This window comes from Streptomyces sp. NPDC054887, from assembly GCF_053610585.1.
In genome coordinates, this window is record NZ_JBSGYQ010000042.1 from 16,616 (window position 1) to 28,206 (window position 11,591).

The 11,591-nt window shown below is 72.1% G+C and carries 9 protein-coding genes; 6 read left to right on the forward strand and 3 right to left on the reverse strand.

Features of this window, described 5'->3' with window-relative positions; genetic code table 11:
• Positions 1-266 precede the first annotated feature (266 nt).
• Entirely contained in the window at positions 267-1,637 is a 1,371-nt protein-coding gene (locus ACWGH0_RS23010; protein WP_453406080.1) for a tannase/feruloyl esterase family alpha/beta hydrolase, read from the forward strand.
• Between the two features lie 8 nt (positions 1,638-1,645).
• Here the strand turns inward: ACWGH0_RS23010 and ACWGH0_RS23015 are convergent, their stop codons facing one another.
• From ACWGH0_RS23015 to ACWGH0_RS23025, 3 genes are all read right to left on the reverse strand, one after another.
• The gene (locus ACWGH0_RS23015; RefSeq protein WP_453406081.1) at positions 1,646-2,188 is read right to left on the reverse strand and encodes an MOSC domain-containing protein; all 543 of its coding nucleotides are present in this window, start codon (positions 2,186-2,188) and stop codon (positions 1,646-1,648) included.
• 72 nt (positions 2,189-2,260) lie between these two features.
• Complete coding sequence (locus ACWGH0_RS23020) at positions 2,261-2,443, reverse strand: hypothetical protein (protein ID WP_453406082.1); 183 nt, start codon at positions 2,441-2,443, stop codon at positions 2,261-2,263.
• Between the two features lie 81 nt (positions 2,444-2,524).
• Positions 2,525-3,586, reverse strand: coding sequence for a fatty acid desaturase family protein (locus ACWGH0_RS23025; protein ID WP_453406083.1), 1,062 nt, complete (start codon positions 3,584-3,586; stop codon positions 2,525-2,527).
• A 173-nt stretch (positions 3,587-3,759) separates the two neighbouring features.
• Between ACWGH0_RS23025 and ACWGH0_RS23030 the strand changes: the two genes are divergently transcribed.
• From ACWGH0_RS23030 to exaC, 5 genes are all read left to right on the forward strand, one after another.
• Positions 3,760-5,010, forward strand: a complete 1,251-nt coding sequence (locus ACWGH0_RS23030; RefSeq protein WP_453406084.1) for a GAF domain-containing protein — start codon at positions 3,760-3,762, stop codon at positions 5,008-5,010.
• A gap of 210 nt (positions 5,011-5,220) precedes the next feature.
• The gene (locus ACWGH0_RS23035) at positions 5,221-6,690 is read left to right on the forward strand and encodes an aldehyde dehydrogenase family protein (protein ID WP_453406085.1); all 1,470 of its coding nucleotides are present in this window, start codon (positions 5,221-5,223) and stop codon (positions 6,688-6,690) included.
• On the forward strand, positions 6,687-8,282 hold the full coding sequence (locus tag ACWGH0_RS23040) for an APC family permease (protein WP_453406086.1): 1,596 nt from the start codon (positions 6,687-6,689) through the stop codon (positions 8,280-8,282). The genes ACWGH0_RS23035 and ACWGH0_RS23040 overlap by 4 nt, the downstream gene beginning before the upstream one ends.
• 21 nt (positions 8,283-8,303) lie before the next feature.
• Complete coding sequence (locus ACWGH0_RS23045) at positions 8,304-9,896, forward strand: GMC family oxidoreductase (RefSeq protein WP_453406087.1); 1,593 nt, start codon at positions 8,304-8,306, stop codon at positions 9,894-9,896.
• A gap of 150 nt (positions 9,897-10,046) precedes the next feature.
• Entirely contained in the window at positions 10,047-11,570 is a 1,524-nt protein-coding gene (exaC, locus tag ACWGH0_RS23050; protein ID WP_453406088.1) for an acetaldehyde dehydrogenase ExaC, read from the forward strand.
• Positions 11,571-11,591: the final 21 nt, after the last annotated feature.

An 11,591-nucleotide genomic window follows, 5' to 3' on the forward strand; every position in this document is an offset into this window, starting at 1 on the left:
TTCTTCATGCGGTCATGGTCACAGCGAATTGATCAGCGGGCAAGAGGTTTTCGGGGTGCGGCAGGTGCGGCGGGTCTGGCGGGTCCGGCACCCATGCCCGCGCACCGAGCCGTGTGGGCCGGGCCCATGGCCGCGACCGTCCGTCCGACAGCACCATGTGGCGCTGCGCCCCCTTCTCCCGTCCCTTCTTCCCGTCCCTTCTTCCCGTCCTCTTCCTGTCCGCCGAACCGTCCAGAAGTGTCCCGAAGCGAATCCGGAGGCTTTCCATGCGCCCGTCCAGAGGCGTCCCGCTCGTCGCCGCGCTGCTCATGGTGCTGACCACCGCCGGCCCCGTCGGCGCCGCGGCCCGCGCCCCCGACGCCCCCTCCTGCGCGCGGCAGGACCGTCCGCCCGTTCCGGGGGCCGTGCACCAGCGCGTGGCCTGTCTGCCGGACCTGACGACGGCGGGGCTGGCCGGCACGCCGTACACCGACATGGCCGACCAGGCGGGGCTGTCCGCGAAGGGCACGAAGAACCCGTCCGGTGTGCCGGGCGCGCAGATCGACGGCTACTTCCGCGACGACTCGCGTTTCAACACCACGCACGGGTGGCGGCACGACGCTCAGTTCGTCATCCGCATGCCCGATCGCTGGAACGGCGGGCTCGTCGTCACGGGTGCGCCCGGAACGCGCAGGCAGTACGCGACCGACACGCTCATCTCCGACCAGGTGCTGGCTCAGGGGTACGCGTACGCGGCGACCGACAAGGGCAACAGCGGGCCGGACTTCTTCACGGACGGCAGGCGGCCCGGGGACGCCGTGGCGGAGTGGAACCGCCGCACCACGGAGCTGACGCGCGCGGCCCGCACCACGCTGAAGCGGTGGTACGGGCACGCTCCGCGGCGCACGTACATGACGGGCATCTCCAACGGCGGCTACCTGACCCGCTGGCAGCTGGAGAACCACCCGGAGCTGTACGACGGCGGGGTGGACTGGGAGGGCGCGCTGTGGACGGCCGACGGCGGTGGTCTGCTCGGCTCCCTGCCCGTCACCGTGGCCCGGAGCCTCGGCCGGGCGGACGACGCGGACATGCTGCGGGCCGGGTTCGCACCGGGTTCGCGGTTCCTGTGGCCGTACCACGAGAAGGCGTACTGGGGACTGACGCAGAAGATCTACCGCGCCGAGTTCGATCCGTCGTACGACCCGGCCTGCCCGGGCTCCACCGCGGGCGCCACGCTGCCGGAGATCCTCGCGCCGTGCGCGTCGGACGCGGAGTACGACTACGCCGCCCGCCCCGAGGCGGTGCGCCGCGCGGTGGGACGGGTCGCGCTGACCGGACGGATCGGCAGGCCGCTGATCACCCTGCACGGCGACCTCGACACGCTCCTGCCGATCGCCACCGACTCGGACGTGTACGAGCGGATGGTGACCCGGCGGGGCCGCTCCGCGCTGCACCGCTACTACACCGTCGAGGGCGGCACGCACGTGGACTCGCTGCACGACACGTATCCCGACCGGCTGCGGCCCATCCTGCCCTGCTACCGCTCGGCGTTCACGGCTCTCGTCGGGTGGGTCGAGGAGGGCAGCGCTCCGCCCGCGGACCGGACGATCGCCCGGCCGGCGGGCGGTGACGTGGTCAACTCCTGCGCGCTGAGCTGAGCCGGGGCTCAGACCCGCTCCAGGGGGCGGTGCGGCTCCGCCGGCAGGACGACCTCGATCCGGTCGCCCGGCCGGACCGCACCGCCCGCCCGCACGACGCTCATGATCCCGGCCCTGCGCACGACCTCGCCCTGCGCGTCGCGGCCGACGACCTGCTTCAGGAGGCCCTGCTGGAAGGCCTCGATCTGGAGGCACGGGTTGCGCAGGCCGGTGACCTCCACGACCGCTTCGGCTCCCAGGTGCAGCAGGGTGCCCTCGGGGAGCCCGAGGAGGTCGATGCCGCTGGTGGTGACGTTCTCGCCGAGGTCGCCGGGCCGCACCGCGAAACCCGCGCGGCTCAGCTCGGCGAACAGCTCCTCGTGGATGAGGTGCACCTGGCGCAGGTTCGGCCGGGTGGGGTCCTGCGCGACGCGGGAACGGTGTTTGACGGTCGTCCCGGCGTGCACGTCGCCCTCCACACCGAGACCGGCGAGCAGCGTGACGCTGTCGCGGTTCGGCTTGGTGAACGCGTACTCCCCGTTGCTGCTGACCGCCGTCACTGTGCCGCTCATGCCGCGAAGCCCCCTTGTCCGTATCCGTACTCGATCTTCCGCAGACCGTATCCCGGCACGGTCCCGGCGGGCTCAGCGGCCGATCTGCTTGCGGGAGATCCCGCGCAGCCTGCGGCGCTGCGAGTTGTCCAGCAACAGGTAGGCCGCGACGGGCACACCGATCATGACCAGCAGGGCGGGCCAGAAACCGACCAGCCAGATCAGGGCGACTCCGACCACGACGCCACCGGTGGCGACCTTCGCGCTCTTCGACATCTTCGACGCCTCCTTCGCGGCTGCTGCCGCCTCATGCTCCACCAACGTGCGCGCCCGCGCCACAGTTCCGCCGACCGGCCGCTAACCCGCCGTCCGCCGACCGGCACCGCCGTCCCTGAGCGGCGCTCCGACGTCGTGCATGTGCCGCAGGGCCTGCCGGTACGAGTCGATCAGTCCGGTCTCCGTGTACGGCACGCCGAGGGCGGCGCAGTGCGCGCGCACCAGCGGCTGGGCGAGCCGGAGGTTCGGGCGGGCCATGCTCGGGAAGAGGTGGTGTTCGATCTGGTAGTTCAGGCCGCCGAGGAACCAGTCGGTGAGCACCCCGCCGCGTACGTTGCGCGAGGTCACGACCTGCCGGCGCAGGTGTCCCCAGCGCTCGCCGCCGGGGTCGGGCATCTCCATCCCCTTGTGGTTCGGCGCGAACGCCATGCCGAGGTGGAGGCCGAAGAGCGCGTGGTGCACGAGCGCGAACGCGACGGCCCTGCCCGGCGACATGACGGCGAACAGGAAGCCGAAGTACCCGAAGAGGTGCGCCACGAGCAGGGAGCCCTCCCGAAGGCGTGCACGCACCGGCAGGCGGCGCAGGTACTGGAAGCCGTAGACCTTCAGGGCGATGCCTTCGAGCAGCAGCATCGGGAAGAACAGGCGCGCCTGGTGGCGGGTGAGGCGGCGGGCGAAGCCGGCCCGCTGTTCGGCCTGCTTCTGGGTCCACACCAGGGCCCCCACACCGACGTCGGGGTCCTTGTCGACGTGGTTGGGGTTCGCGTGGTGGCGTACGTGCTTGTCGTTCCACCACGCCTGGTTCATGCCGAGCAGCAGATTGCTGTGGACGAGGCTGATCGCCAGGCTCACCCTGCGGTCGCCGGTTATCTGCGCGTGCCCGGCGTCGTGGCCGACGAAGGCGGTACGGGCCCAGAGCACCGTCAGCGGCGGGGCGAACGCGAGCGCCCACCAGGAGTCGCCGACCAGCACCATGCCGGTGACGACGGCGGCCATGGCGAGCAGATTGGCCGCGATGCCCCGCGCGTACCAGCCGGGGCGGCGTTCCAGCAGGCCCTGGTCCCTGGCGCTGCGCAGGAGCGGGGCGAAGTCGCTCCCCGGGGAGGCTGTCGTGGGTTCCGCGACAGCGGCGGCCTGCGGCATGGGGGTCTCCGGTTCTGAAGGGGCTCCGAGCAGTGCTCCGAGCTCCCGAAACTACGGGCGGGGACTCCTGGGCGACCATGGTGGCAGCACCCGGGTTCCGGTGGTGCCCGCCCCATGGGCGGGCGTGGTTGCCCGGGCGCCCGGGCTCCGTCACGATGGCCCGGGAGGCCGGAGTGAGCGATGCATGGGTGGCTCTGGAAGCGGGGGCCGACCCCGGGGTGCGGATCGCCGAACTGCGCCGCGCCCACGAGGTGTTCACCACGGCCGGACGGCTGGAGCGGCGGGTGCGTTCCGTCGTCGGCGAGTCCTGGCGGCGTTCCGCGCGGGCCCGCGTCAGCCCCGACACGACGGCGTGCGTGGAGCTCGCCGACGGGGACCTCTGCACGTACCGGGACGAGCATCCGCTGGCGCCGGTGATGCCCCTGTTCCGCGAGCTGATGGGCGCCTTCGCGCGCGACGGGGAGCATCTGCTCGCGGTGTGCGACGCGCGGAGCCGGCTGCTGTGGGTCGAGGGGCATCCGAGGACCGAGCGGCGCGCCGCGCGGCTGAACTTCGTGCCGGGCGCCCGCTGGGCCGAGTCCGCCGTGGGCACCAACGCGCCGGGGACCGCCGTCGCCCTCGACCGGCCCGTGCAGGTCTTCGCGGCCGAGCACTTCAGCAGGCCCGTACAGCCCTGGACGTGCGCGGCGGCCCCGGTGCACGATCCGCACACCGGTCGGCTCCTGGGCGCCGTCGACATCACCGGCGGCAACGGGCTCGCGCACCCGCACAGCCTGGCGTTCGTGCAGGCGGTCGCGTGCGCGGCCGAGTCGCGGCTCGCGCTCCTGGCGCCCCCCGCGCGCGGGCGGCTCCGGCTCGGGGCGTTGGGCAGGGACGAGGCGCTGCTCCGCGCCGGAGGCCGCGAGGTGCGCCTCGGCCGGCGCCACAGCGAGATCCTGGTGCTGCTCTCCCGTCACCCCGAGGGCCTCACCGGTGAGGAGCTGCTCATCGCCCTCTACGAGGACGAGGCGGTCACCCCCGTCACCCTGCGCGCCGAGATGGCCAGGCTCCGCCGCCTGCTCGGCCCGGATCTGGTGCTGTCCCGCCCGTACCGGCTCGCCGGGCCCGTGGACACCGACTTCGGGGCCGTCGAACGCCGCCTGGCGTCCGGTGGGACGACCGCTGCCATGAGCGGGTACGCCGGCCCGCTGCTGCCCGCCTCGCGGGCGCCGGAGGTGGTGCGCGTACGCGAGCGCCTGGCGGACCAGTTGCGGCACGCGCTGCTGGTCCGCGCGGATCCCGGGCTGCTGGCGGACTGGGCGTACAGCCCGTGGGGCCAGGACGACCTGCCCGTCTGGGAGGCGCTCGCCTCCGTGGTGCCCGCGCCGCAGCGGCCCGCCGCCCTGAGCCGGGTACGCGAGCTGCACGCCTGGCAGGGCGCCTGACGCGGACCGGGAACCGGGGAGGGAGGCGTACGGCCGGTTCCGCTCGGTTGCGCCGGATGACCGCTTCGTACTGCGAAGCCCGCGCCGCCTCTTTAGTGTCGTTCCCGGAAGTGTCGTACAAGGAGCGTCGTCCGCCGGTGGCACACCGCGCTGCGTGACCCGCCGGGGCGCCGCCCCGGCGTCCGACCGGCCGAACCCGGAGGAGCCCCCATGCCGGAGCTGTTCATCGGCGGCACATGGACCGCCGCCGCCGACGGAGGGGTGCGCGAGATCCGCTGCCCCGCCGACGGTTCCCTGGTGGCGACCGTCGACGAAGCGGGCCCCAAGGACGCCGCGGCGGCCGTGGTGGCGGCGCGTGACGCGTTCGACCGCGGCCCCTGGCCGTCGACGCCGGCCGCCGAACGGGGGGCGCTGCTGCTGAGGGTCGCCGCCCTGCTGGAGCGCGACAAGGACGCGTTCGCGCGAGCCGAGTCCCTGGACACCGGGAAGCGGCTCGTCGAGAGCGAGTACGACATGGACGACATCGCGAACTGCTTCCGCTACTTCGGCAACCTGACGGCCTCCGGCGGCTCGGACCGGATCGTCGACACGGGCAACAAGGGCGTCGACAGCAGGGTGGTCCACGAGCCGGTGGGCGTCTGTGCCTTGATCACCCCGTGGAACTACCCGCTCCTCCAGACCGCCTGGAAGGTCGCTCCGGCGCTCGGAGCGGGCAACACGTTCGTGCTCAAACCCAGCGAACTGACCCCGCACACCGCCGTCATGCTGATGAAGCTGCTCGCCGAGGCGGGGCTGCCCGACGGTGTCGCGAACCTCGTCCTGGGCGCCGGGCCGACGGCGGGCGCGCCGCTGACCGAGGACCCGCGGGTCGACATGGTGTCGTTCACCGGCGGGCTCGCCACCGGGCGCCGCATCATGGCGGCCGCCGCCCCGACGGTGAAGAAGGTCGCCCTGGAGCTGGGGGGCAAGAACCCGAACATCGTCTTCGCCGACGCCGACTTCGAGGCGGCGGTCGACCACGCCCTGATGGCCGTCTTCCTGCACTCCGGTCAGGTCTGTTCGGCCGGCGCCCGGCTGCTGGTGCAGGACGAGCTGCACGACGCGTTCGTCGGGGAGCTGGTCGAGCGCGCACGCGCCATCCCCATCGGCGGGCCCTTCGACGAGAACGCCCGTACCGGACCGCTGATCTCCGCCGCCCACCGCGAGAAGGTCGAGGCGTACGTCGCGGCGGGGCTGGCGGAGGGGGCGAAGCTGCGCTGCGGCGGAGCCCGGCCCGACGACCCGGCCCTCCAGGACGGTTACTACTACCTGCCCACCGTGCTGGACGAGTGCACGCCCGGCATGTCGGTGGTGCGGGACGAGTCGTTCGGCCCGGTGCTCACCGTCGAGACGTTCCGGGACGAGGCCGAGGCCGTCGCCCTCGCCAACGACACCGTCTACGGCCTGACCGGCGCGGTCTGGACCGAGGACGTGGCGCGGGGGCAGCGGGTCGCGTCCCGGGTCCGGGCCGGGACCCTGTGGATCAACGACTTCCACCCGTACGTCCCCCAGGCCGAATGGGGCGGGATGAAGCAGTCCGGCTTCGGCCGCGAACTGGGACCGGCCGGCCTGGCGGAGTACCAGGAGGCCAAGCACATCTGGCGCAACCTCGCCCCGGCTCCGCAGAGGTGGTTCGCATGAGCACGAGCGGCACCGGAGGGGCTCCGGAGGCCCCCGTCCCCCAGGGCGACGCCCGCACCCAGACGCAGCAGGACGACGACGCCCTCGGCGAGCTGGGCTACCGCCCCGAACTCAAGCGCACCCTGGGCAACTTCCACACCTTCGCCGCCGGGGTCAGCTACATCTCGATCCTGACCGGCACCTTCCAGCTCTTCTACTTCGGCGTGTCCTTCGGCGGCCCGGCGTACTGGTGGTCGTGGCCGATGGTCTTCGCGGGCCAGCTCATGGTGGCGCTGTGCTTCTGCGAGCTGGCGGCCCGGTACCCCGTCGCGGGCTCGGTCTACAACTGGGCCAAGACCATGGGCGGGCCGCACATCGGCTGGCTGGGCGGCTGGATGATGATGACGGCCACCATGGTGACGCTGTCGGCCGTGGCCCTCGCGTACCAGATCACGCTGCCGCAGATCGACGACTGGTTCCAGTTCGTCGGCGACGGCAGCGGCAAGACCGACGCGGCGGCCAACGCGGTGCTCCTCGGCTCGGTCCTGGTGCTCTTCTCGACCCTCGTCAACGCCTTCGGCGTCACACTCATGGCCCGGATCAACTCCGCCGGCGTGTTCATCGAGCTGATCGCCGCCGTCGCCCTGATCGTCTTCCTGGCGGCGCACATCACCCGGGGCCCCAGCAGCGTCCTCACAGAGACGTACGACCTCGGCAGCGGCCAGAGCCTCGGCTACTTCGGCGCGTTCCTGACCGCCTCGCTGGCCTCCGCGTACGTCATGTACGGCTTCGACACGGCCTCGTCGCTCGGCGAGGAGTCGCACAACCCGGGCAAGAACGCGCCGCACGCCATCCTGCGGGCGCTCGTGGCCTCCTTCGTCATCGGCGGACTCATCCTGCTCTTCGCCCTGATGGCCGTACCGGACCTGGCGGCGGAGGAACTGTCCACGGGCGGTCTCCAGTACGTCGTGCTGGAGACGCTCGGCTCGACGGTCGGCGAGATCTTCCTGTGGGCCGTGGTCGTCGCCATCACGGTCTGCGTGCTGGCCGTGCACGCCGCCGGCATCCGGCTGATGTTCGCCATGGCCCGGGACAACAACCTGCCCGCGGGCTCCGTGCTCGCCCGCGTCAGCCCGCGCTTCCAGACGCCGGTGGTGCCCGCCGTGCTGATCGGCATCGTGGCCGTCGTCATCCTGGTGATCAACATCAACCAGCCGCAGATCTTCTCCGTGATCACGAGCATCGCGATCATCATGATCTACGTGGCCTACCTCATGGTCACCGCGCCCATGCTGGTCAAGCGGCTGCGCGGCCAGTGGCACCCGGCGGAGGGGAACTTCTCGCTCGGCAGGTTCGGCCTGCCGGTCAACGTCCTCGCCGTGCTGTGGGGCATCGCGATGGCGGTCAACCTCGCCTGGCCGCGCCCCGAGGTCTACAACGCGACCGGGCCGCAGCACTGGTACCTGCGGTGGGGTGCGTTCCTCTTCATCGGCGTCGTCGCCCTCGGCGGCTTCGCGTACTACTGGTTCGTGCAGCGGCACAGGACGGGCGTACTGGACGAGCACCGCTTCGACGCCGAGGGGGCCCCTCCCCCGCCGTCCGCCGCCCCGTGACCCGCCGACCCTGGAGACCCGATGCCCTCAGTGAACCCGCCGGCCGTCTACGACTACGTCGTGGTCGGAGGCGGTACGGCGGGAGCCGTCGTGGCCGCGCGGCTGACCGAGGACCCGGCCGTCACCGTCTGCGTGGTGGAGGCCGGCCCTTCGGACGTGGGAGACGACAACATCCTGCGGCTTGACCGGTGGATGGCCCTGCTGGAGTCGGGTTACGACTGGGACTACCCGGTGGAGCCCCAGGAGAACGGCAACAGCTTCATGCGGCACGCCCGCGCCAAGGTGCTCGGCGGCTGCTCCTCGCACAACTCCTGCATCGCCTTCTGGGCGCCCGCCGAGGACCTCGACGAGTGGGGCGCGCTCGGCTGCACCGGCTGGAGCGCGGCGGACTGCTTCCCCCTCTACCAGCGCCTGGAGACCAACGACGCGCCCGGCGACCACCACGGCCGCTCGGGCCCGGTGACCATCCGAACCGTCCCGCCCAAGGACCCGTGCGGCGCGGCGCTGCTCGAAGCGTGCCTGGCCGCCGGCATTCCCACCACACCGTTCAACACCGGCAGGACGGTCGTGCGGGGCGCCCACTGGTTCCAGATCAACTCCCGCCCCGACGGCACCCGTTCGTCCGCCTCGGTGTCGTACCTCCATCCGGTGCTCGGCAAGCGGCCGAACCTGGAGGTGCGCACCGGGCTCCAGGCCAGACGGCTGCTGTTCGACGACGAGCAGGCGGACGGCGGCGGCGCTCCCACCGGCCGCCGCTGTACCGGTGTCGAGTACCTGGAACCCGACACCATCCACACCGGGGCGGTCCTGGCCCGCCGCGAGGTGATCGTCGCCTGCGGGGCCATCGACTCGCCGAAGCTCCTGATGCTGTCGGGCATCGGACCGGCCGGGCACCTGCGCGACTGCGGCGTGCAGGTGCGGGTCGACTCCCCCGGCGTCGGATCGCACCTCCAGGACCACCCGGAGGGCGTGATCATGTGGGAGGCGAAGCAGCCCATGGTCACCTCGTCCACCCAGTGGTGGGAGATCGGCATCTTCGCCGACACACGGCCGGGCCTGGACCGGCCGGACCTGATGTTCCACTACGGCTCGGTGCCCTTCGACCTGAACACCTACCGGCGCGGCTACCCGACGACGGACAACGCGTTCTGCCTCACGCCCAACGTCACCCGGGCGCGCTCGCTCGGGACGGTACGGCTGCGCAGCCGCGACCCCCGGGACAAGCCGAAGGTCGACCCCCGGTACTTCACGCACGAGCACGACGTCCGGGTGATGACGTACGGGCTGCGCCTCGCACGGGAGATCGCCGCCCAGGCCCCGATGGCCGACTGGGCCGGCGCCGAACTGGCGCCCGGTCCGGGGGCGACGACCGACGAGGAGCTGTTCGCGTACATCCGCGAGACCCACAACACCGTCTACCACCCGGCCGGGACGGTACGGATGGGTCCGGCCGAGGACGCCGCGTCACCACTCGATCCGCGGCTGCTGGTCAAGGGAGTCACGGGGCTGCGGGTGGCCGACGCCTCGGTGATGCCGTTCCTGCCCGCCGTCAATCCCTGCATCACCACGATGATGATCGGCGAGAAGTGCGCCGACATGATCAGGGCGACCTGACCGCAGGAGTGCGCCGCCGGGCCGGCGGACGGCAGCCCAACGCGCGGCGGGCACACCGGCCCCCGCCGCAACCCGGTCGCAACGTACGGTCTCCTAGCCTCGCGCCGAGTGCCGCCCGACGGCGGGCGGCGCCGGAGGGAGGCCACCGCGATGACCCGATACTCCGCGCCCGGCAGCGAGGGCGCGATCGTCTCGTACCAGCCCCGCTACGACAACTGGATCGGCGGCGCGTACGTCCCGCCGGTCCGCGGCCGTTACTTCGAGAACCCCAGCCCCGTCAACGGCCGCCCGTTCACCGAGATCGCCCGCAGCTCCGCCGAGGACGTCGAACTCGCCCTCGACGCGGCGCACGCCGCCGCGCCCGGGTGGGGGCGTACGGCGGCGGGGGACCGCGCGAACGTCCTGCTGCGGATCGCCGACCGCATGGAGGCGCACCTGGAGGAACTGGCCGTCGCGGAGAGCTGGGAGAACGGGAAGCCGGTCAGGGAGACCCTGGCGGCCGACATCCCGCTCGCCGTCGACCACTTCCGGTACTTCGCCGGCGTGCTCAGGGCCCAGGAGGGTGCGCTCAGCGAGGTCGACGACGACACGGTCGCGTACCACTTCCACGAGCCGCTCGGCGTGGTCGCGCAGATCATCCCGTGGAACTTCCCCCTGCTGATGGCGACGTGGAAGCTGGCGCCGGCACTGGCGGCCGGGAACGCGGTCGTGCTGAAACCGGCCGAGCAGACGCCCGCGTCCGTCCACTACTGGATGAGCCTGGTCGCGGACCTGCTGCCGCCGGGCGTGGTCAACATCGTGAACGGCTTCGGCGAGGAGGCGGGCAAGCCGCTCGCGTCCAGCCCCCGCGTCGCAAAGATCGCCTTCACGGGCGAGACGGCGACGGGCCGGCTGATCATGCGGTACGCCGCCGAGAACCTGCGGCCGGTGACGCTGGAGCTGGGGGGCAAGAGTCCGAACATCTTCTTCGACGACGTGTGGAACGCCGACGACGACCTGCGCGACAAGGCCCTCGAAGGCTTCACGATGTTCGCGCTCAACCAGGGCGAGGTGTGCACCTGTCCGTCGCGCGCGCTGATCCAGGGCGGTCACTACGGCGACTTCCTGGAGGCGGCGGTCGCCCGTACGGAACAGATCACGCCCGGCCACCCGCTGGACACCGACACGATGATCGGCGCCCAGGCGTCCAGCGACCAGTTGCACAAGATCCTGTCGTACGTGGAGATCGGGCAGCGGGAGGGCGCCAAGGTCCTGACGGGGGGCCGGCGGCTGGAGCCCGGCGGTGACATGGCCGGCGGCTACTACGTGCAGCCGACGGTCTTCGAGGGCGACAACCGGATGCGCGTCTTCCAGGAGGAGATCTTCGGCCCGGTCGTCGCGGTGACGTCGTTCTCCGACTTCGAGGACGCGATGCGGACCGCGAACGACACGCTGTACGGGCTCGGGGCCGGCGTATGGACCCGGGACATCAACACGGCGTACCGCGCGGGGCGGGCCATCCAGGCCGGACGTGTCTGGACCAACTGCTACCACGCGTACCCGGCGCACGCCGCCTTCGGCGGCTACAAGCAGTCGGGCATCGGCCGCGAGAACCACAAGATGATGCTGGAGCACTACCAGCAGACGAAGAACCTGCTGGTGTCGTACTCGCCGAAGAAACTGGGCTTCTTCTAGGAGCACGCGGGAAGGCGCCCG